Consider the following 21,146-nt stretch of genomic DNA (forward strand, 5'->3'; position numbering starts at 1 on the left):
CGTCCCTGATTAATGAATAAAAAAACGTATGATAATGTAAAGATATTTATGATTGCCCTGGCACTTTGCCTGATTGCGGTACCTGTCTCCCGTTATCTTTCTCCACGCGCAATTGTTAATGGTCACGACGTTTATTTAGCATGGTTGCCACTCAGCGTTATGCTGGCGGTCATTCTGATATTTGGGCGTAGAGCAATTCTTCCCATTCTGTTAGGTTTTACTGTCACTAATTTATTCTATATTAATTTAGCGCCGCTACAATATCCAGTTTTACTGTTCTGTCAGACCTTTGCGTTATTCGCGGGGTGCGGCCTGCTACGCCTTATGCTGGGCAAGCGCTGGCGCTACAGTATCCCTAACAAACACATCGGGCTTCGTATATTCTGGCTCGGTTTTGTCGTGCCATTAGGTATTAAGCTGTCGATGTATATGGCAGGCTATTTCTTTGATTTTCCGGTGACAATTTCGACCTATTTCGGCGAAGGCACGGTAATTTATAACGTTGTGGATATTCAAAGCCTGATATGCGCGGCGCTGATTTTTACCATGATGTTCTATTACCCGCTAAGAATGATAATTAATCCTCGTTATGCCGTCACCTTCTGGCGGCGAAGCGTGAAGCCCATGTTTTATCACAAGAATCCATTATATATTTTTGTCTGGTTAGCGCTTTTAAGCTTCATTCTTGTCATTTTATGTGGTCCTTTTGAGTCACCGATCATTGCGGGCTATTTGATGCCGCTGATATTTATTCTTTTTACCTTAGCGATAAGCCGCCTGACCTATGCGTTGATTTCTCTGCTGTGGGCCACCTCAGCGCTCCTGCTGCTGACATACAACTACAACTTCCTTAACGGGGTGGAATCGGGACATTCGCTCTCCTTTATCCTCTCCGTGCTGATCTCTTTCGCCATCTGTTTGCTTTACATGTCTCGCATTTACCAGCGCAGCGAGTGGCTGAAGCGGGGCTGGCAGGACAGGGCGCTGACCGATCCTCTTACCGGTTTGCCTAATATTCGTGCGTTGGAGGATTACCTTGAAATTCATCCGGATGCCAAAGTGTGCATTTTGCGCATGGATAATCTGGAGTTTTTAAGCCGCCACTACGGGATTATCATGCGGGTCCACTGCAAACGAACGATCGCCACGTCGCTTCAGCCGCTTCTGCAAAAAGATGAAATGCTCTTCCAGCTGCCCGGAAGCGAGTTGGTGCTGGTCTTGCTCGGGCCGGAAATTGCTGAACGTCTCCAGCATATGGTCGATCGGCTCAACAGCAATAAGATTTTCTGGAACAACACCGGGCTGGATATTGAGTTTGGCGCGTCATGGGGAATGGTCGAAGACGGCGAGAAACTGCATCACACGCTGGGGCAGCTAAGCTGGCTGGCAGAACAGGCCTGCGGAGAGCAAAACGTACTCGCGCTCACGAATAGTCTTGAGGTGGCATCAGGGCAAACGACAGAGCGTGTCCTGATGCTGGCTCGGATTAAGCATGCCCTGGAGGCGGGGCAGTTCAATTTGTATGCGCAGCCGATCCAGAAGGCGGACGGGAGCGGGTACTATGAAATCCTGACGCGAATGGAGAGCGAGGGGGAGATTATTACCCCTGACCGCTTTATTCCGCTGATTGCGCAGTTCAACCTCAGCCACCGGTTTGATATGTGCGTCATGGAAAAATTACTGGTGTGGCTGCGCGATAACCCTGCAACGCACGCTGGCGCCCGTTTTTCCGTCAACCTGATGCCGCTGACGCTGATGCAAAAAGAGGTGGCGACCGAGATTTGCGCGCTGTTTGAACGGTACGGCGTTGCGCCTCAGGCAGTCGTGATTGAGATTACTGAAGAGCAGGCTTTCTCAAATTCAGGCACGAGTATCAACAATATTCAGCAATTGCGGGAGTATGGTTTCCGTATTGCCATCGATGATTTTGGTACTGGCTACGCTAACTATGAGCGCCTCAGACGCCTGCAGGCGGACATCATTAAAATTGACGGCTGCTTTGTGAAAGACATTTGTACAGACGACATGGATGCAATGATTGTGCAGTCGATGTGTAATCTGGCAAAGACAAAATCGCTCTGCGTCGTCGCGGAATATGTGGAAACACCGGCGCAGCGGGAGATGCTGCTCCGCTTCGGTGTGGATTACCTGCAGGGCTACTTGATAGGCAAACCCAAACCGCTGGAAGAATTACGGACATAAAAAAACCGGGAGCCAGGCTCCCGGTTTTTGTTTCACGGTAAACGTTACAGGACCAGTGCCGCAATGGACGCTGACAGGACGCTCACCAGCGTAGAGCCGTAAACCAGCTTCAGGCCGAAGCGAGATACCACGTTACCCTGTTCTTCGTTCAGACCTTTAATCGCACCCGCGATAATCCCGATGGAAGAGAAGTTCGCGAAGGAGACCAGGAACACGGAGAGAATGCCTTCCGCACGAGGAGAAAGCGTACTGGCAATTTTCTGCAGATCCATCATTGCAACGAATTCGTTAGAAACCAGCTTGGTTGCCATGATACTGCCCACCTGCAGCGCTTCGTGAGCCGGAACACCCATCACCCATGCAACCGGATAGAAGATGTAGCCCAGAATCCCCTGGAAGGAGATACCCAGCACCGCGGCGAACAGGGCGTTCAGCGCAGAAATCAGCGCAATGAAGCCGATCAGCATGGCGGCAACGATAATCGCGACTTTGAAACCGGCCAGAATGTACTCACCCAGCATTTCGAAGAAGCTCTGGCCTTCGTGCAGGTTTGACATCTGAATGTTCTCTTCACTTGCGTCAACGCGGTACGGGTTGATCAGCGACAGAACGATAAAGGTGCTGAACATGTTCAGAACCAGTGCAGCAACCACATATTTTGGCTCCAGCATAGTCATATACGCGCCCACGATAGACATGGACACGGTAGACATTGCGGTTGCCGCCATGGTGTACATGCGGTTGCGGGACATCTTGCCGAGAATATCTTTATACGCGATGAAGTTCTCAGACTGACCGAGGATCAGGGAACTGACGGCGTTGAAGGATTCCAGCTTGCCCATGCCGTTCACTTTGGATAACAGGAAGCCAATTCCACGAATAACGAAAGGCAGAACGCGGATGTGCTGCAGAATACCGATCAGCGCGGAGATGAAGACGATAGGGCAGAGAACCTTCAGGAAGAAGAACGCCAGACCTTCGTCGTTCATTTTACCGAAGACAAAGTTGGTCCCTTCGTTGGCGAATCCGAGCAGTTTTTCGAACATTTCGGAGAAGCCTTTCACGAAGCCGAGGCCTACGTTGGAGTTCAGGAAGAACCACGCAAGTAAAACTTCAATGACCAGCAGTTGAACAACATAACGGATACGAATTTTTTTGCGGTCTGTGCTGACCAGCAATGCAAGTGCAGTAACGACAACAAGTGCCAGGACAAAATGAAGGACGCGGTCCATATTTGCTCCAAATATGAGGCAGGTTTAATTTTCGTGCACATTCTATGTAACAACCGAAAAGAAAACGAGATCGAGGACACACTATAGTTACATCCTGTGACGAGTCTCAAAAATAGTGATCCACAATACATTTTTGTTATGTTAGGTAAATGAGTGAAAAGTTAAGTTTGTGTGCTAGTCTTCACAAAAGCATGCGCGATTTCAGTTTCGGTTAGATCGCCCCACTTACCCGCCCGTCTATCGTTCAAAGCTATCAGAGAAATCACTGCAAGCTTCATTAATGATCTTGATAATCATTCTCATTTTGGTAGCATTAAACATAGCAAAGGCTATATTTCAGAGGCAGAAATGACAAACAGTCGCGTAGAGGGTAGCAGTGGCAGAGCCGCGCGCAAGTTGCGGTTCGCATTAATGGGACCTGCGTTCATCGCTGCCATTGGCTATATCGATCCAGGAAACTTTGCGACCAATATTCAGGCCGGGGCCAGCTTCGGCTATAAGCTGCTGTGGGTGGTCGTCTGGGCTAACCTGATGGCGATGCTGATTCAGATGCTCTCCGCAAAGCTGGGGATTGCGACGGGTAAAAACCTGGCGGAGCAAATTCGCGACCATTACCCGCGCCCCGCCGTCTGGCTCTACTGGGTTCAGGCTGAAATCATCGCCATGGCCACTGACCTCGCTGAGTTTATCGGTGCAGCGATCGGCTTTAAGCTGATTCTGGGCGTGTCGCTGTTGCAAGGGGCGGTGCTGACCGGGATTGCCACTTTCCTCATCCTGATGCTGCAGCGTCGGGGTCAAAAGCCGCTGGAGAAGGTGATTGGTGGTCTGCTGCTTTTTGTGGCGGCGGCCTACATTGTCGAGCTGATTTTCTCACAGCCGAATCTGGCACAGCTCGGTAAAGGGATGGCGATCCCAAGCCTGCCAACGTCGGAAGCGGTGTTCCTGGCCGCCGGGGTGCTGGGGGCGACCATCATGCCGCACGTGATTTATTTGCACTCCTCGCTGACGCAGCATCTCCACGGTGGGACGCGTAAAGAGCGTTACTCCGCCACCAAGTGGGACGTCGCGATCGCTATGACCATCGCAGGGTTTGTAAACCTGGCGATGATGGCGACTGCAGCCGCGGCTTTCCACTTTAACGGTCATACCGGTATTGCCGATCTCGACCAGGCGTATCTCACGCTGGAGCCGTTGCTGAGCCATGCTGCCGCCACGATATTTGGTCTCAGCCTGGTAGCTGCAGGCCTCTCTTCTACGGTGGTGGGCACGCTGGCAGGCCAGGTTGTGATGCAGGGGTTTGTCCGCTTCCACATTCCGCTGTGGGTTCGTCGCTCCGTCACCATGCTACCGTCATTTGTGGTGATTCTGATGGGTCTCGACCCAACGCGAATTCTGGTCATGAGCCAGGTTCTGCTGAGTTTTGGTATCGCGCTGGCGCTGGTGCCGCTGCTGATCTTTACCAGCAACAAAACTCTGATGGGCGAGCTGGTTAACTCAACGCTGGTAAAACGAACCGGATGGGCCATCGTGGTGGTGGTCGTTGCGCTGAACCTGTGGTTGTTGGTGGGAACCGCACTGGGTCTTTAACAAAAAAGGAGCCTCCATGGCTCCTTTTTTATTAGTGGTGATGGCCGTGACCATGACCTTTCCCGCGACCCCAGCCGCCGCGACGGTCGTCACGATCGTTCCAGCCTTCACGGTAGCCGCGCTCATACGCGTTGTCTTTATACCAGCCGCGGTGTCTGCCGTTATCATGTTTCCACCAGCGATCGCCGCGCCATTCATAATGACGGTGCCAGTAGTCACGGTCGCGCCAGTAGCCGCCGTCCCAGTATCTGCCGTAGTCGTCACGATCGCCAATTTGTAATTTTACTGATGGCAACAGGGTGATTTCGCCCGCAGTGGCGATCAGCGGCGCCGAAGCCAGTAATACCGCTGCAAGAATCAGTGACCTGAACATACTCTTTCTCCTTCACGATCGGGGCCTTTGGTGGGCCTGTTAACGCAATTTTACGAGTTGGTAAAGCTTCGTATCATCGCCTCAACTCCGAATTCCTGGGGGAGAGCACTTTTTGCTAAAAACGGTTTTATATTGAACTGCTCAGGATCGCGTCTATACGGGCCAACTCATCCACAGAGAAATGGCGGTTTGCCAGCATCCCCACGGCGTCATCAATTTGAGCCGCTTTACTCGCCCCAATCAGCACTGAGGTCACACTCTCATGACGTAATACCCAGGCCAGCGCCATCTGGGACAGCTTCTGGCCGCGCTCTTCCGCCATGGCGTTCAGCTTTCTAATCTTCTCCAGCTTCTCTTCGGTGAGCTGGTCGGGGTTAAGGAACTGACTGCCGCTTGCCGCGCGTGAGTCTGCGGGAATGCCGTTCAAATAACGGTTGGTCAGTTGCCCACCGGCCAGCGGCGAGAAGGGAATACAGCCGACTCCTTTTTCCTGCAGCACGTCCAGCAATTCTTCTTCCGGCGCACGCTCAAACAGGGAATATTTCGGCTGGTGGATCAGGCAGGGCGTACCGAGATCGTCAAGGATATCAATCGCCTTGCGGGCCAGTTCAGCGGGGTAGTTGGATAATCCAACATACAGAGCCTTCCCCTGACGCACCGCATGGTCAAGCGCTTTCATAGTTTCCAGCAGCGGCGTCTGCGGGTCAGGACGGTGATGATAGAAGATATCCACATACTCCAGCCCCATCCTCTTCAGGCTTTGATCGAGGCTTGCCAGCAGGTATTTGCGTGACCCCCAGTCGCCGTAAGGACCCTCCCACATGGTATAGCCCGCTTTGGTTGAGATGATTAGCTCGTCGCGCCAGGGCAGGAAGTCCTCCTGTAAAATACGGCCGAAATTACGTTCGGCCGATCCCGGTGGCGGGCCATAGTTGTTGGCAAGGTCGAAATGCGTAATGCCCAGATCGAACGCACGCTGTAAAAGTTGACGGCTGTTTTCGATAAGGGTGGTATCACCGAAGTTATGCCACAGCCCGAGCGAGATGGCGGGCAACCTGAGCCCGCTTTGCCCACAGCGGCGATACTCCATTGTCCCGTAACGATTTTTGTCCGGCTGATAACCCATTTTCGTAACCTCTGGCGCTGAAGTGTAAAATCAGTGTATGCGTTTACATTTTTAGGAAAAAAAGCAGCATAGCGCAGCCTTTTTTGTAAAGCATTCTTTCCATGCCCTTCTTATCGCCAATTCTGGACAGCCATCACGCTTATTTAATACTCAAGGTGAGGTCAACATTAGAAGGATACCTGTTCATGCGTACCCCATACTGCGTCGCCGATTACCTGCTGGACCGTCTTACAGATTGTGGAGCCGATCATCTGTTTGGCGTGCCGGGCGACTATAACCTGCAGTTTCTCGACCACGTGATAGACAGCCCCGATATCTGCTGGGTGGGCTGTGCCAACGAGTTAAACGCCTCTTATGCCGCGGACGGATATGCCCGATGTAAGGGCTTCGCCGCGCTGCTGACGACATTTGGCGTAGGAGAGTTAAGCGCCATGAACGGCATTGCGGGCAGCTACGCCGAGCACGTTCCGGTCTTGCATATTGTGGGAGCGCCGGGGATGGCATCACAGCAAAGAGGTGAGCTGCTGCACCACACGCTGGGCGACGGTGAGTTTCGTCATTTTTATCATATGAGCGAGCCGATTACTGCTGCACAGGCGATCCTGACCGAACAAAACGCCTGCTATGAAATCGACCGGGTGTTAACCACTATGCTCCGGGAGCGTCGCCCCGGCTATTTGATGCTGCCTGCCGACGTGGCAAAAAAGGCCGCCACGCCTCCTGTAAGCGCTCTCACGCTCCGCCATGCGCATGCCGATAGCGCCTGCCTGAAAGCGTTCCGGGAGGCCGCTGAGAACAAGCTTGCCAGAAGCAAGCGTACTGCGCTGCTGGCCGATTTCCTTGTCCTGCGCCACGGCCTGAAGCATGCGCTACAGAAATGGGTCAAAGACGTACCGATGGCACACGCCACCATGCTGATGGGCAAGGGTATATTCGACGAACGTCACGCTGGTTTTTACGGCACCTACAGCGGTTCGGCGAGCGCCGGCGCGGTAAAAGAGGCGATTGAAGGGGCGGATACCGTGCTGTGCATCGGGACGCGATTTACCGATACCCTTACCGCCGGCTTCACGCATCAGCTCACCCCGGCACAAACGATAGAAGTTCAGCCTCATGCTTCACGCGTTGGTGATATCTGGTTTACCGGCATCCCCATGCTTCAGGCAATCGAAACGCTGGTGGAGCTGTGTAAACAGCACGTGCACGGTACGCCCGTGCCATCCTCTCAAAGCTCGATGGCCTACCCGCAGCCGGATGGCTCGCTGACACAGGCGAATTTCTGGCAAACGCTGCAGACGTTTATTCGTCCGGGAGACATCATTCTTGCGGATCAGGGCACCTCGGCCTTCGGCGCGATCGACCTTCGTCTGCCGGCGGACGTGAATTTTATCGTCCAGCCGCTGTGGGGATCGATTGGCTATACGCTGGCTGCGGCATTTGGCGCACAGACGGCCTGCCCGAACCGGCGCGTGATTGTTCTGACGGGGGATGGCGCGGCGCAGCTCACCATCCAGGAGCTCGGCTCGATGCTGCGGGATAAACAACACCCCATCATTCTGGTCCTTAACAACGAAGGGTACACGGTGGAAAGAGCGATCCATGGGCCTGAGCAGCGGTATAACGACATTGCGCTATGGAACTGGACGCAAATCCCGCAGGCACTGAGCCTTGATCCCCAGGCCCAGTGCTGGCGGGTCAGTGAAGCGGAGCAGCTGGCGGACGTCCTTGAAAAAGTGGCGCACCACGAGCGGCTCTCGCTGATTGAGGTGATGCTGCCGAAAGCGGATATCCCGCCGCTGCTGGGGGCGATTACCAAAGCGCTGGAAGCGCGTAATAGCGCCTGATTATTTGTCGTTTCGCCATGCCATCATCATCGGTTTGCCCGCCAGCAGGAGCCAGGCGGGCAACATCACGATACAAAGCAGCGGGAAAAGCGTTGAATCCGGTACGACTACCGCCGCCATAAACAGGCTTAGCCAGGCGTCGCGCGTGACCACCAGAACCAATCCCAGAATAGAACAAGAGACGGTAATGGCCGCAGGGACCGCATCGACATGCTCGTGCAGCATCAGCCCCAGCGCAACGCCGACAAAGACCGCCGGGAAGATGCGTCCACCGCGGAAACCACAGGCGGCGGCCACCACCAGCGCTGCCAGCTTGATCACGGCAAAAAGCAGATAGTCGGAGACGCTAAACACCTGGCTGAAGGCCAGCTGCTGCATCTCGTCCAGACCTTTGAACAATGTCACCGTCCCGCCGATTGCCCCTAAAATACCGAGGATCAAACCGCCGGCTCCCAGAATCAACACCGGGTGTTTAAGTTTATGCATCAGCCGATGCAGACGTGGAAGGCACCACACTGCCACCATGCCCAGCGCAATGGCGATGGCGACGACGATGGCGCCGCTGAAGATATCGGCGATTTGCATCTGGCCGTAGTGTGGCAGGGAGAGTGAAAAATGGGGATGGAAAAACAGGCTGGTGGTCAACGCCCCGGCTGCGGCGGCCATCAGCGGCGCAAACAGCTTATCCCACAGCGGGACGTCGTTGTTACTGCTGAGCGTCTGAGAAAAGATCAGTGCCGCCGCAACGGGCGTGCCGAAGAGTGCCCCGATGGTGCCTGCGGAGGCGAGAATGGTCCAGTCCAGCGCGCCGACGCGAGGCAAAATGCGTGAACCGAGAAAAACCGCCAGGCCAATATTCACGGCCATAATCGGATGCTCTGGCCCCAGGCTGACGCCGCCGGCAAGGCCCAGAATCAACGCAATGATTAGCCCTGGCAACGCCGAGGGCGCAACCGGGGCACCAATCAACGGTTCCTGCGCCGGGTCTGGTCCAGCATGGCCGGGACTGAAACGGATCACCAGACCCACCGCAATACCGGTTAACGTCAGCATTCCAACGATCCAGGCAGGAGAATCAGCGGGGACGCCCAGTCCTGCAGGAAGCGCGTTCCATAATAGTGTTTGCAGCACCGACGCGACTTTCATCACGACGATGAGCACCAGACTTGAAACCACGCCAATGATGAGCGCCGGAATGGCCAGCAACAGCATGGTTCTGGCTCGCGGGTGGAGCATGATGATTTCCTTGTACAAAACGGTATTACGTTACTTTGCACATTAAGCCTTATGGCAATAGTGCAAAAGGTGCTGAAACGGTAAAGTTATTCTGTGACGAAGATCGATAATCCATGGGCATTCATCTTCCGGTCGTTGTTGTTATCACGCCTTGAATTTACAGTGTCCCAAAGATTTATTTTGACTTTAGCGGAGCAGTTGAAGAATGACAAAGTATGCGTTGGTAGGTGATGTGGGCGGCACGAACGCGCGCCTCGCATTATGCGATGTAAGTAGCGGTGAAATTTCCCGGGCGAAAACCTATTCCGGGCTGGATTATCCAAGCCTTGAGGCCGTTGTCCGCGTCTATCTGGAAGAACATCAGGTGAGCGTTGAAGATGGCTGCATCGCAATTGCCTGCCCGATAACCGGCGACTGGGTCGCCATGACCAACCATACCTGGGCATTCTCCATCGCCGAAATGAGAAAAAACCTCGGCTTTGCGCATCTTGAAATCATCAATGACTTCACCGCGGTGTCCATGGCGATCCCGATGCTGAAGCCTGAGCATCTGATCCAGTTTGGCGGCGCTGAACCGGTCGAGGGTAAGCCGATTGCGGTCTACGGGGCCGGTACCGGCCTGGGCGTTTCACATCTGGTGCATGTCGCTCAGCGCTGGGTGAGCCTGCCGGGTGAAGGTGGTCACGTGGACTTTGCGCCTAACAGCGAAGAAGAGGGCATTATCCTCGAAGAATTGCGCGCTGAGATCGGCCACGTCTCCGCCGAGCGCGTCCTTTCAGGTCCGGGACTGGTGAACCTGTACCGGGCGATTGTGAAATCAGACGGTCGTCTGCCGGAAAATCTGCAGCCAAAAGACGTTACCGAACGCGCGCTGGCGGACAGCTGCATTGACTGCCGTCGTGCCCTGTCGCTGTTCTGCGTGATTATGGGACGCTTCGGCGGCAACCTGGCGCTGACGCTGGGCACCTTCGGGGGCGTTTATATCGCGGGCGGCATTGTGCCGCGCTTCCTGGAGTTCTTCAAAGCCTCCGGCTTCCGCGGCGGGTTCGAGGATAAAGGGCGCTTCAGAAGCTACGTGCAGGACATTCCGGTTTATCTGATCGTGCATGATAACCCAGGCCTGCTGGGGTCGGGTGCCCACCTGCGTCAGGTTCTCGGTCAGATTCTCTGATGCTTGGCCCTCTCCCGCGGGAGAGGGCTTTTTCGTTACAGGTGCATAAGCTGGCGGAACTCTTTCACCTTGCTGCGGCTCACCGGCACCTGAAAATCCAGATCCTTCAGACGCAATATATAGGTATTGTTAAACCACGGTTCGATCTCGCGGATCTTGTTTAAATTCACGCAGAACGAGCGGTGGCAGCGGAAAAAGTGCGACGCAGGCAGCTTGCTGCAAAACTCGGTGATGTTCATCGCCATCACGTAAGATTCCCGCCGCGTATAGACAAATGTCATCTTTTCATGGGCTTCGGCATAGTAGATATCATTGACCGGCGTCACGATGATGCGCTCATCTTTGACCAGATTGATGGTGTCGTTGTCCCTTATCGTTGGGCTGGCGTTAGCAGGGGCTGTCTGCTGCTGCCATGCGGCCTCCAGCTTTTGCAGCATGCTCACAATCCGCGATTCCTGGTAAGGCTTAAGGATATAGTCAAACGCCTCCAGCTCGAAGGCCTCTACGGCGTGCTCTTTCCAGGCGGTAACGAACACAATAAACGGCTTATGGGCAAACTGATTGATGTTTTGCGCCAGTAATACGCCATCCAGCGACGGAATATTGATATCCAGAAAAATGGCGTCGACCCGGTTATGCTGCAAAAACTTCAACACGTCCAGACCGTCATCAAACGTACCCACAATGTCCATCTGGCTGTGGGTGTTGATAAGCCAGGTTAGCTCCTGTTGAGCCAGAATTTCATCTTCGACAATAATAACTTTCATGGGTTACTCCACCTGGGGCAACAGTGATGTTGTCGAATGGACCGGAGAGCGCTCATTCGGGACGTAAAAAGCAATTTCGGTGCCCGGTTCAAGACGCTGAATGTGCAGTCCATCGCCGTAAAGCAGCTTGACCCGGTGGTGCACGTTCAGCAGGCCGATTTTATTTCCGGGCATCTCGTTAGACTCGACGCGCTCAATGACTTTAGGATCAATTCCGTGGCCGGTATCGCGCACGGCAATCCGCACCCGGTTTCCGCTTTCGGTGATGCTGATGGTGACCACCCCTTTGCCTTTACAGGGTTGAATGCCGTGAACAATCGCGTTTTCGACCAGCGGCTGGATAAGCAGGCTCGGGATCACGCAGTTGACCTCTTCATCAATATCGTAAATGACCGTGAGCTTGTCGCCAAAGCGCGCCTGCTCAATCGCGATGTAGTCTTTTATCTGATACAGCTCTTTTTTGATGTCGATCTGCTCGTCATCTTTCAGCTCGATGTTGTAGCGCAGATAGCGCGACAGATTAAAAATCAGCTGGCGCGCGGTGTCCGGATTAAGACGAATGGACGAGGAGATGGCGTTCAGCGCGTTAAACAGGAAATGGGGATTGATTTTGCTCTGCAGCGCGCGAAGCTCTGCCTTATTTGCCATCTCACGCAGCTGTTCTGCCCGCGAAACCTCCAGCTGAGTCGAGATAATCTGCGACAGGCCGATGGCCATCTCCTGCAGCGTCGAGGTGATCTGATGCGCGTGGCAGTAATAAATTTTCAGCGTACCCGTCACGACGCCTTTCTCCCACAGCGGGATCACCAGCATGGAGTGGATTTCCGGCGTTCGGTGGGCTTCATCATTGTTTTTAATAATGATTTTACCGTAGTTAATCGCCTGTCTGGTGGTCGGGCTAATGGTGTCATCGTTGTCGCGATAGTTGTGTTCCCCCACGCCGACGTAGGCCAGCACGTGGTCAATATTGGTGATGGCGACAGCGTCAGCATGAATGTCGTGGCGAATGATCTCGCAGACCTGACGCAATGATTCCGCGTTAACGTGACGGAAGAGCGGTAGCGTTTTGTTGGCGATATCCAGCGCCAGCTTGGCCTGACGTGCGGCGCTTGCTTCTTTTTCGCCTTCAACGCTTTGCACCAGCAGCACGATAAAGCCGATGCACACGCTGCCCAGAATCATCGGAATACCGATTTTCGAGACGATATCCAGCCCCAGCGCGGTGGTGGGGGCCCAGATAACGACCAGGATCATGGTCAGCGTTTCGCACACCATGCCCGCCACGATCCCGGCGCGCCAGCGCTGTTTTTTCGGGATTTTGCGGCTGATCCAGCCGGATAGCACCCCGGCGATAATGCTGGTGATAAAGCAGGGCACCGCCGTCACGCCGCCGATATCAATCAGATAGCGATGGGTTCCGGCAATCACGCCGGTGATGACGCCCACCCACGGGCCAAACAAAATTCCGCCGGACATCACGGCTATAATGCGCACGTTAACCAGCGAACCCTCTACCGGCACGCCTGACCAGGTGCTGAACAGGGCGAACAGGGAAAAGATAGCGGTAACGGCCAGCAGCTCTTTTGGCGAGTGTGCGGATTTGTGCAACAGCTCGCGAAACAGGCGAATGCGAATGAGGAAGAACAGGCAAATCAGCATTAATGCCGCACGGTCAAAAACCGCCAGCAGCATAGTAAATATTTCGTGCACGAGTAGACCTGGGAAAACGGGAAAGAGCCATGATAAAAAACCTGACGCGTATTGACCAGCTATCCGACAGGTTTATCAAATGAGGAAAAACCATAATTTCTAAAGGGGATTGTCTGTCGGTAACGGACACGTCCTGATTTTTTATAGCCTGCGTATCGTCAGGTAACTGTTTTGATATCATCCTGTTAAATAACGGCTATCAGAAAGCCAACCCTGAAACAGGGGCTTCCGCTTTTCGGCACAGGAGGGTTCCGGTTTTCAGGCGTTCGCTTTTTTTTCACTTCCCTCTCGACAGCATCATTTTTTTCAGGTTATTTTCTAAGCATGCCACATCGGTGGCAGCGTCGCTCGGACGGTCCGGGCGCTAACGTTAATCTGAGGAATCTATGGCTGAATTCAGTCCTGAACGCCGTTTTACGCGTATCGATCGTCTCCCCCCTTATGTTTTCAATATCACAGCTGAACTGAAAATGGCTGCGCGTCGGCGCGGCGAAGATATTATTGATTTCAGCATGGGTAACCCTGACGGCCCAACGCCACCGCATATCGTTGAGAAGCTCTGCACGGTTGCCCAGCGTCCGGATACGCACGGCTACTCAACCTCTCGCGGTATTCCCAGGTTACGTCGCGCGATCTCGCGCTGGTATCAGGATCGCTATCAGGTTGATATCGATCCGGAAAGTGAAGCGATTGTCACCATCGGCTCGAAAGAGGGGCTGGCACACCTGATGCTGGCCACGCTGGATCATGGCGATACGGTGCTGGTGCCTAATCCAAGCTATCCGATCCATATCTACGGCGCGGTGATTGCCGGCGCCCAGGTCCGCTCTGTGCCGCTGGTGGAAGGTGTCGATTTCTTTAACGAACTGGAACGTGCGATTCGTGAAAGTTATCCGAAACCGAAGATGATGATCCTCGGCTTCCCGTCGAACCCAACGGCGCAGTGCGTGGAGCTTGATTTCTTCGAGAAAGTTGTTGCGCTGGCTAAGCGTTATGACGTGCTGGTGGTTCACGATTTAGCCTATGCTGACATCGTCTATGACGGCTGGAAAGCCCCGTCGATTATGCAGGTCCCGGGCGCGCGTGACGTGGCGGTAGAGTTCTTTACACTGTCGAAAAGCTACAACATGGCGGGCTGGCGTATTGGCTTTATGGTGGGTAACAAAACGCTGGTGAGCGCACTGGCGCGCATTAAGAGTTACCACGATTACGGCACCTTCACGCCGCTGCAGGTCGCGGCTATCGCTGCCCTGGAGGGCGACCAGCAGTGCGTTCACGAGATTGCCGCCCAGTATAAGCGCCGCCGTGACGTGCTGGTAAAAGGCTTGCATGAAGCGGGCTGGATGGTGGAAATGCCGAAGGCGTCTATGTACGTCTGGGCAAAAATTCCGGAACCGTACGCGGCGATGGGATCGCTGGAGTTTGCCAAAAAACTGCTCCAGGATGCAAAAGTGTGTGTCTCGCCTGGCATTGGATTCGGTGATTATGGCGACACCCATGTGCGATTTGCCCTGATTGAAAACAGCGACCGTATTCGTCAGGCGGTGAGGGGCATCAAGAGTATGTTCCGGGCCGATGGTCTTCTCACCTCAAAGAGCGTCGCAGAACATCCCGCATCGTCATGACATAAAAAAACAGGAGCCGATGGCTCCTGTTTTTTTGACTGCATGTTCTTCACTAAATCATCAGGGCAAAGGTTCCGGCCCAGACTAAAACAATCACCGAAATGCCCATAAAGAAATATTTCACGTTTCATCGCTCCGCGTATCTTGTGGTACGCATATAAAAACAGAGTCCACCTGATTATAGAGAGCTGAAATCCGGTCAAAACGAAAATGAGAATTTTCCCGTTACGCCGCTGACTCCAGCTCAGAATTCTGTGCTTTCCTGTTGCCAGACGGCGCTAATGTACGCCTAAAAATGAAGGGTGACAAGAGGGATTTTTTTAAATAATTTCCGCTACTTACGAGTGTCGTGGAACGGCGACAGTTTGATTTCACAACGCAATAAATTCACTTTGAGCGACGCAATGAGTGACGGGTTTTCAGCGGGAAGACAGGTGATTGAAAAGGTTAGTTTCTTAGCGAAACTAACCTTCATGAAGAGCTTAAATATAGAGCGAGGCTTCGCCAAGAGGGCGTGTTTTGAAACGACGATGCATCCACAGATACTGCTCTGGAGCACGCATGATTTCAGTTTCGATGACTTTATTGATAAACGCTGCGGCTTCGCACTCGTTTTCCGGATAGTTAGCCATTTCAGGGGAGATGTGCAGACGGTAGCCTGATTTATCTGCTTTTCTCACCATCGTCACGGTCAGCATGGAGGCGCCCGATAATCGAGAAATGACAAAGGTACCGTTAGTCGTCGCAACGTCTTTCACCGCAAAGAAGGGGGCAAAGCTGCTGCCTTTACGTCCATAATCCTGATCGGGTGCAAACCAGACGGCCTCTCCTTTCTTGAGAGCGCCGACCATACCGCGCAGATTGTTACGACTGATCATCGCCTTATTGGAACGCATGCGGCCACGCGTTTGCACCCACTCCATCAGAGCGCTGTTGTGCGGTCTGTAAGTTGCCATCATTGGCTGACAAAGCCCCATCACGCGGCCACCCAACTCCAGCGACATAAAGTGAACGCCGACGACCATCACGCCGCGTTTTTGCATCTGCGCGCGTTTCAGATTATCCAGTCCTTCCACGTCAAACCACTTGCGGACACGCTCATCCGGCCAGAACCAGGCCATGCCCGTTTCAAGCAGCGCCATGCCGATAGACTTGAAGTTTTCAGCAATGAGTTTCTCGCGCTCTTCGGCATTGTACTGCGGAAAACAAAGCTCAATATTTTTACGCGCGATGGATTCGCGTCGTTTCAGGAAAACGCGGGAAGCGCTGCCCAGTTTCGACCCCAGCAAGCGCAGGACAGGGTATGGAAGTTGAACCAGCAGCCAGAGTACGCCAAGACCAAACCATGTAAACCAGTAACGCGGATGTAAAAACGCGCGTTGAAATTTGGATTGAGACAAAATAGTAGAACCTATATGAAGCCTGTAAAGGTAGCGCAGAGTTTGCGATACGACGTGCCGATAAGACCGTTCTTCAAGGTGATGGTTGCAGGCTTTACCGAACTTTACGGCGTTGCCTGGCCACTGCTGATTTGGGCGGGCGGCGTAATGTAGCACCGTTATACGATATGTGCTATTACTCGTTTTTGATTAAAAAAGCGGCAGCTAAGGAGGTGTTTGATTTTACAGATTTTATCGACTTTCACATAGAAAGCGCCTTTCCTCCCCCAGCGGAACGCAGTAGCGTTAGCGTTCAGAAAGAAAGCGTAACGAAAAAAATGCGTCGTTGATTTTCGCCAAATTAAATATTTACGCGTTTATTTATCCCTTCATATAATACTTAAGAATTTTCTTTATGAAAATTCTTAAGTATTATTCATGCTGTTAATGGAGTGGTCGCCTTCTTTCCTCGATTACGTTCCCCTTTTAATCGTGCCGCAATAAGTTATTGCAGTTCTTTAGCGTTTTTTGGCGTGGTGCTGTGATGCAAATCAAAACAAGATGTTTTTATTAACATCTCTCTGGCTGCAATCCCTTCTGCGATACAAATATTCGATTTGTGCGAAAAGAGCAGTTTCTTTTTCTGAGTTAATTAGGCAATTTGCGATAATGTATTAGAGGAAAATTCTTAAGAAAATTCTTGTCGTGGATAAATGATCTGTGTATTTGATTTTGTTTCGATCATTATTCTATTATTGCGCATCAAGAACGATACCGTGAAGTTGGCATAGCTAAACAAAGAGGGATGATTAAATGGCTGACAGTTTTCAGAATGAGGTGCCTAAGGCACGTATTAACCTGAAGCTTGACCTGCATACTGGCGGAGCAAGCAAGAAAATGGAATTACCGTTGAAATTGCTTGTTACAGGTGATTTCAGTAATGGACAGGAATCTGCACCAATATCAGAGCGTGAAAAAGTTAATATCAACAAAAATAATTTTGATAGCGTTCTTTCCGAATATTCCCCAAAAGTTAATCTGGCCGTTAAAAATACGCTGTCTGAAGATGGCGGTGAGGACAACATTCAGCTGACTTTCCAGAGCATGAAAGATTTCACGCCAGAGCAGGTGGCGGCCCAAATTCCACAGCTGAAGGCGATGCTGGCAATGCGCAATTTGCTCCGCGATCTGAAGGCCAACCTGCTGGATAACCAGACTTTCCGAAAAGAGCTGGAGAAAATCGTTCTTGACCAGACGCTTAGTGCTGAGTTGCGAAATGAGTTATCCGCGCTGGCTTCAAAAAAACCTTAATCATCATGCTGTTTTAACGGATTAATCAAGGAATGCTCATGTCTGTACAAAATAATACTGCTGGCGGGGAAAGCGTGGTGCTGGAACGCCCTGTTGTGGGTGGGGTGTACGCCTCACTGTTTGAGAAAATCAATCTGAACCCAGTCTCTGAGCTGAGCGCGCTGGACATCTGGCAAGATGCGCAGGCGATGTCGGATGCGACCGCTGACGAGCGTCTGACCGCAGGTATGCAGGTCTTTCTGGAATGCTTGACCAAGGCTGGCTCGAAGGTCGAAAAACTGGATAAAAGCCTGATCGATCACCATATCGCTGAGCTCGACTACCAGATAAGCCGCCAGCTGGACGCCGTTATGCACCATGAAGAGTTTCAGTCGGTTGAGAGCCTGTGGCGCGGAGTGAAGTCGCTGATTGATAAAACAGATTTTCGCCAGAACGTAAAAATCGAGCTTCTGAGCATGTCTAAAGAAGAGCTGCGCCAGGACTTTGAAGACAGCCCGGAAGTCATCCAGAGTGGTTTGTATAAACACACCTACATTGATGAATACGATACCCCGGGCGGCGAGCCGATTGCGGCGTTGGTTTCCGCTTATGAGTTCAATGCTTCAGCGCAGGATGTCGCTCTGCTGCGCAACATCTCAAAAGTATCTGCGGCTGCACATATGCCATTTATCGGCTCGGCAGGCCCGAAATTCTTCCTCAAAGAATCAATGGAAGACGTCGCTGCGATTAAAGATATTGGTAACTATTTTGATCGCGCCGAGTATATCAAGTGGAAATCGTTCCGCGATACGGACGACGCTCGCTACATCGGTCTGGTGATGCCGCGCGTACTGGGACGTTTACCGTATGGCCCGGATACCGTTCCGGTTCGCAGTTTCAACTATGTAGAAGAAGTCAAAGGTCCGGATCACGACAAATACCTGTGGACGAATGCGTCGTTTGCCTTCGCTTCCAACATGGTGCGTAGCTTTATTAATAACGGCTGGTGTGTCCAAATCCGTGGCCCGCAGGCCGGCGGTGCGGTTCAGGATCTGCCTATCCATCTGTATGATCTGGGGACAGGCAATCAGGTAAAAATCCCGTCTGAGGTCATGATCCCTGAAACGCGTGAATTCGAATTCGCGAATCTGGGCTTTATTCCGTTGTCCTACTACAAAAACCGCGACTACGCCTGCTTCTTCTCAGCAAACTCCACTCAGAAACCGGCGCTGTATGACACCGCTGATGCAACGGCCAACAGCCGTATCAATGCGCGTCTGCCGTACATCTTCCTGCTGTCGCGTATTGCCCACTACCTGAAGCTAATTCAGCGCGAGAACATCGGTACCACCAAGGATCGTCGACTACTGGAGCTGGAACTGAACACCTGGGTCCGCAGTCTGGTGACCGAAATGACCGACCCGGGCGACGAACTCCAGGCGTCTCATCCGCTGCGTGATGCAAAAGTGGTGGTGGAAGATATTGAAGATAACCCAGGCTTCTTCCGCGTGAAATTGTATGCGATTCCACACTTCCAGGTGGAAGGGATGGACGTCAACCTGTCGCTGGTTTCCCAGATGCCGAAAGCGAAATCGTAAGGCGAGGGGTGATCAGGGATGAAAATTTACCGCCCACTTTGGGAGGATGGGGCCGCTCTGGCCCCGCAACAGTTCCAGCAGCAGGTCCGCTGGAGTGAGCACGTTGCCAACATGGTCGCCCGGATGGGTATTTCTCATCCCTGGGGCGTGGTTGCGGCAGAATTTGATGATGCTGCACTTGCGCTCTCGCGTCTGAATGCCATCCGTCTGGTCGTACGTTTCCAGGATGGCACGATTGTTGATACGGATCTGGCGGATAATATTCCGCCGGTCTGTGATTTGTCTGCCGCAAACGGCTTTGAGGCTGTTGAGGTGGTTGCCGCATTGCCGCTGCTGAGCGCCAGTGGTGGCAACCTCGATAACGGGCAGGATAGTGAACGCCCACGTCGCTGGAAAGCCGAACGTGTGGTGGTGCAGGAACTGGCTGGTCATGAAAGCGGGGAACTCGCCATTCTACGTAATGCGCTAACACTGCGTCTGTCCAGCCAGGAAAACACGGCATACTTAACCTGTCCGGTGACCCGTCTGGTGCGTAATGCTCAGGGGCAGTGGGGTCGGGACCCTGCTTTCATTCCCCCCATGCTTTCCGTTTCTGCCAGCCCTTCGCTGACCACCGAACTGGGTGACCTGCTGGTTCGTCTGCAGGCCCGCCGCCGTCGCCTGATGGCCATGCGCCGTGAAAGCAATGAGCGGATGGCTGACTTTGCTGTCGCAGATGTTTCCCTGTTCTGGCTGCTGAATGCTCTGAACAGCGCCGAGCCGGTGTTAACGGAACTTCTGCAGACGCCCGCTCGTCACCCGGAACTCCTGTATCGCGAACTGACCCGTCTTGCCGGCAGTCTGCTGACATTCTCACTGGAGCATGACGCTGGTGACATCCCTGCTTACCAGCACGATGCACCTGAACGGGTATTCCCACCGCTGCTGGCACTGCTGGACAAGCTTCTGGAAGCGAGCCTGCCGTCGCGGGTAGTAAGTATTCACCTGGAGCATCAGGACCAGATTTGGAAGGGTGCACTGCACGATGCACGCCTGCGCGAAGGGGCGGACTTCTACCTCTCAGTACGTTCTTCCATGCCGAACCATGAGCTTCAGATTAAATTCCCGCAGTTGTGTAAAGCGGGCAGCTTCGATGATGTTTCGGATGTGGTGAATGTGGCTCTGAGTGGGATGCTGATTAAGCCTTTGACGCATGTTCCGGCCGCTATCCCGCTGCGCCTTGAGAACCAGTATTTCTCGCTGGATCTGAGCTGTGAGGCGGCTCGCGCAATGCTTGAGATGGGCTGTTGTACCTTCTATACCCCACGCTCGCTGGGTGATGTTGATCTCGAACTCTTTGCGGTGTTGCGTACATGAATAAATCTGAACTCAGTCAGATAGAAAATATCTTCTACCCGGGCTGGCTGATGGCCAGCCAACTGCAGGGTGGTCAGGAAGTGCGTGACGGGGAAGGGCTCTATCGCCGTGCCTGCCGTCTGGTAAGGGAGGCGAAAGCTGCGCTCACAGAGGCAGGTTACAGCGACATCAGCCGTGACCATATGGTGTATGCCCTGTGTGCACTGCTTGATGAGAGCGTGATGAACCGGGGAACCACCGATGATGGCTACCTGACCTGGCGCCGTGACCCGCTGCAGGCTCACTTCTTCGGTACACTCAATGCTGGTGAAGAGCTATGGGAAAGAATCCGTAACCTGCTGAAAGAAACTGCCCCTGATACCGCCGTCCTGACCTGTATGTACCGGACTCTGCAACTGGGGTTCGTGGGAAAGTATCGCGCTCAGGATGATGAGCGTAGGGAAGATATTGTTCGCGCTCTCGCAGAGCGGGTGCCCGCCTTCACATTGGCACAGGATGCCCCCATTGTTGCACGCGCATCGCGTCTGCGCAGCGGCCGTCGCGGGTACTGGCTGAGCTGGGTTGTGGTCGCTGTCGCCCTGGCTGCGCTCTGGTTTTTCCTTTCATCTTCGCTTACCGAGCTGGTAAGCCAGATCGTCAGGCCGGGGTAA

General features: G+C 53.1%; 18 protein-coding genes. 10 read left to right on the forward strand and 8 right to left on the reverse strand.

The genetic code is table 11. The annotated features are described in order from the left end of the window. Positions 1–12 precede the first annotated feature (12 nt). A complete protein-coding gene (locus UR504_RS13585) occupies positions 13–2,202 on the forward strand; it encodes an EAL domain-containing protein (protein ID WP_302236020.1) in 2,190 nt (729 codons plus the stop codon). A 44-nt stretch (positions 2,203–2,246) separates the two neighbouring features. On the opposite strand, the gene UR504_RS13590 is transcribed toward UR504_RS13585, so the two are convergent. Then, entirely contained in the window at positions 2,247–3,434 is a 1,188-nt protein-coding gene (locus tag UR504_RS13590; protein WP_008501591.1) for a NupC/NupG family nucleoside CNT transporter, read from the reverse strand. Between the two features lie 348 nt (positions 3,435–3,782). On the opposite strand from UR504_RS13590, the gene UR504_RS13595 reads away from it, so the two are divergent. Then, entirely contained in the window at positions 3,783–5,021 is a 1,239-nt protein-coding gene (locus tag UR504_RS13595; protein ID WP_008501590.1) for an Nramp family divalent metal transporter, read from the forward strand. 31 nt (positions 5,022–5,052) lie between these two features. Here the strand turns inward: UR504_RS13595 and UR504_RS13600 are convergent, their stop codons facing one another. Together UR504_RS13600 and mgrA are read right to left on the reverse strand one after the other, a co-directional pair. Further along, positions 5,053–5,394, reverse strand: a complete 342-nt coding sequence (locus UR504_RS13600; protein WP_111965213.1) for a DUF2502 domain-containing protein — start codon at positions 5,392–5,394, stop codon at positions 5,053–5,055. Positions 5,395–5,521: 127 nt separating this feature from the next. Continuing rightward, on the reverse strand, positions 5,522–6,520 hold the full coding sequence (gene mgrA, locus UR504_RS13605; RefSeq protein ID WP_274240518.1) for an L-glyceraldehyde 3-phosphate reductase: 999 nt from the start codon (positions 6,518–6,520) through the stop codon (positions 5,522–5,524). Positions 6,521–6,705: 185 nt separating this feature from the next. Here mgrA and ipdC point away from each other — a divergent pair, with 185 nt between their 5' ends. Then, positions 6,706–8,364: an indolepyruvate decarboxylase gene (gene ipdC, locus UR504_RS13610; protein WP_223580128.1), complete on the forward strand. Its 1,659-nt coding sequence runs from the start codon at positions 6,706–6,708 to the stop codon at positions 8,362–8,364. Here the strand turns inward: ipdC and UR504_RS13615 are convergent, their stop codons facing one another. After that, positions 8,365–9,600: an ion channel protein gene (locus tag UR504_RS13615; protein ID WP_302236008.1), complete on the reverse strand. Its 1,236-nt coding sequence runs from the start codon at positions 9,598–9,600 to the stop codon at positions 8,365–8,367. Between the two features lie 205 nt (positions 9,601–9,805). Here UR504_RS13615 and glk point away from each other — a divergent pair, with 205 nt between their 5' ends. Continuing rightward, positions 9,806–10,771 carry a glucokinase gene (gene glk / locus UR504_RS13620; RefSeq protein WP_115875942.1) on the forward strand — a complete coding sequence of 322 codons (966 nt, stop codon included), beginning with the start codon at positions 9,806–9,808 and terminating at the stop codon, positions 10,769–10,771. Between the two features lie 35 nt (positions 10,772–10,806). Here glk and UR504_RS13625 read toward each other — a convergent pair whose 3' ends face one another. Together UR504_RS13625 and UR504_RS13630 are read right to left on the reverse strand one after the other, a co-directional pair. Next, complete coding sequence (locus tag UR504_RS13625; RefSeq protein WP_115875941.1) at positions 10,807–11,538, reverse strand: LytR/AlgR family response regulator transcription factor; 732 nt, start codon at positions 11,536–11,538, stop codon at positions 10,807–10,809. A 3-nt stretch (positions 11,539–11,541) separates the two neighbouring features. Further along, positions 11,542–13,248 (reverse strand): sensor histidine kinase, encoded by a 1,707-nt coding sequence (locus tag UR504_RS13630; RefSeq protein WP_115875940.1) that lies wholly within the window; start codon positions 13,246–13,248, stop codon positions 11,542–11,544. A gap of 386 nt (positions 13,249–13,634) precedes the next feature. On the opposite strand from UR504_RS13630, the gene alaC reads away from it, so the two are divergent. Further along, positions 13,635–14,873, forward strand: a complete 1,239-nt coding sequence (alaC, locus tag UR504_RS13635) for an alanine transaminase (protein ID WP_023308710.1) — start codon at positions 13,635–13,637, stop codon at positions 14,871–14,873. A 52-nt stretch (positions 14,874–14,925) separates the two neighbouring features. On the opposite strand, the gene ypdK is transcribed toward alaC, so the two are convergent. Both ypdK and lpxP read right to left on the reverse strand, forming a co-directional pair. Continuing rightward, complete coding sequence (gene ypdK, locus UR504_RS13640; RefSeq protein WP_099458937.1) at positions 14,926–14,997, reverse strand: membrane protein YpdK; 72 nt, start codon at positions 14,995–14,997, stop codon at positions 14,926–14,928. A gap of 358 nt (positions 14,998–15,355) precedes the next feature. Continuing rightward, positions 15,356–16,276 carry a kdo(2)-lipid IV(A) palmitoleoyltransferase gene (gene lpxP / locus UR504_RS13645; RefSeq protein WP_024907634.1) on the reverse strand — a complete coding sequence of 307 codons (921 nt, stop codon included), beginning with the start codon at positions 16,274–16,276 and terminating at the stop codon, positions 15,356–15,358. 12 nt (positions 16,277–16,288) lie between these two features. Here lpxP and UR504_RS13650 point away from each other — a divergent pair, with 12 nt between their 5' ends. From UR504_RS13650 to tssL, 5 genes are all read left to right on the forward strand, one after another. Then, positions 16,289–16,426: a hypothetical protein gene (locus UR504_RS13650; RefSeq protein ID WP_159427010.1), complete on the forward strand. Its 138-nt coding sequence runs from the start codon at positions 16,289–16,291 to the stop codon at positions 16,424–16,426. A gap of 639 nt (positions 16,427–17,065) precedes the next feature. Beyond that, positions 17,066–17,563, forward strand: coding sequence for a type VI secretion system contractile sheath small subunit (tssB, locus tag UR504_RS13655; protein ID WP_111965220.1), 498 nt, complete (start codon positions 17,066–17,068; stop codon positions 17,561–17,563). Between the two features lie 32 nt (positions 17,564–17,595). Next, positions 17,596–19,140: a type VI secretion system contractile sheath large subunit gene (gene tssC, locus UR504_RS13660; protein WP_302235998.1), complete on the forward strand. Its 1,545-nt coding sequence runs from the start codon at positions 17,596–17,598 to the stop codon at positions 19,138–19,140. A gap of 18 nt (positions 19,141–19,158) precedes the next feature. Continuing rightward, entirely contained in the window at positions 19,159–20,496 is a 1,338-nt protein-coding gene (gene tssK, locus UR504_RS13665; RefSeq protein WP_320739794.1) for a type VI secretion system baseplate subunit TssK, read from the forward strand. Beyond that, positions 20,493–21,146, forward strand: a complete 654-nt coding sequence (tssL, locus tag UR504_RS13670; RefSeq protein WP_115875936.1) for a type VI secretion system protein TssL, short form — start codon at positions 20,493–20,495, stop codon at positions 21,144–21,146. The genes tssK and tssL overlap by 4 nt, the downstream gene beginning before the upstream one ends.

Source organism: Enterobacter sp. 241F3 (assembly GCF_034106785.1).
GTDB lineage: Bacteria > Pseudomonadota > Gammaproteobacteria > Enterobacterales > Enterobacteriaceae > Enterobacter > Enterobacter vonholyi.

Excerpts from the sequence above, each read along its gene's own strand:
- tssB (WP_111965220.1), top strand. The coding sequence starts at position 17,066 with ATGGCTGACAGTTTTCAGAATGAGGTGCCTAAGGCACGTATTAACCTG.
- UR504_RS13625 (WP_115875941.1), bottom strand. The coding sequence starts at position 11,538 with ATGAAAGTTATTATTGTCGAAGATGAAATTCTGGCTCAACAGGAGCTA.
- glk (WP_115875942.1), top strand. The coding sequence starts at position 9,806 with ATGACAAAGTATGCGTTGGTAGGTGATGTGGGCGGCACGAACGCGCGC.
- UR504_RS13600 (WP_111965213.1), bottom strand. The coding sequence starts at position 5,394 with ATGTTCAGGTCACTGATTCTTGCAGCGGTATTACTGGCTTCGGCGCCG.
- tssL (WP_115875936.1), top strand. The coding sequence starts at position 20,493 with ATGAATAAATCTGAACTCAGTCAGATAGAAAATATCTTCTACCCGGGC.
- UR504_RS13585 (WP_302236020.1), top strand. The coding sequence starts at position 13 with ATGAATAAAAAAACGTATGATAATGTAAAGATATTTATGATTGCCCTG.
- UR504_RS13650 (WP_159427010.1), top strand. The coding sequence starts at position 16,289 with ATGAAGCCTGTAAAGGTAGCGCAGAGTTTGCGATACGACGTGCCGATA.
- tssC (WP_302235998.1), top strand. The coding sequence starts at position 17,596 with ATGCTCATGTCTGTACAAAATAATACTGCTGGCGGGGAAAGCGTGGTG.
- ipdC (WP_223580128.1), top strand. The coding sequence starts at position 6,706 with ATGCGTACCCCATACTGCGTCGCCGATTACCTGCTGGACCGTCTTACA.
- UR504_RS13590 (WP_008501591.1), bottom strand. The coding sequence starts at position 3,434 with ATGGACCGCGTCCTTCATTTTGTCCTGGCACTTGTTGTCGTTACTGCA.
- tssK (WP_320739794.1), top strand. The coding sequence starts at position 19,159 with ATGAAAATTTACCGCCCACTTTGGGAGGATGGGGCCGCTCTGGCCCCG.
- mgrA (WP_274240518.1), bottom strand. The coding sequence starts at position 6,520 with ATGGGTTATCAGCCGGACAAAAATCGTTACGGGACAATGGAGTATCGC.
- alaC (WP_023308710.1), top strand. The coding sequence starts at position 13,635 with ATGGCTGAATTCAGTCCTGAACGCCGTTTTACGCGTATCGATCGTCTC.
- UR504_RS13595 (WP_008501590.1), top strand. The coding sequence starts at position 3,783 with ATGACAAACAGTCGCGTAGAGGGTAGCAGTGGCAGAGCCGCGCGCAAG.
- UR504_RS13615 (WP_302236008.1), bottom strand. The coding sequence starts at position 9,600 with ATGCTCCACCCGCGAGCCAGAACCATGCTGTTGCTGGCCATTCCGGCG.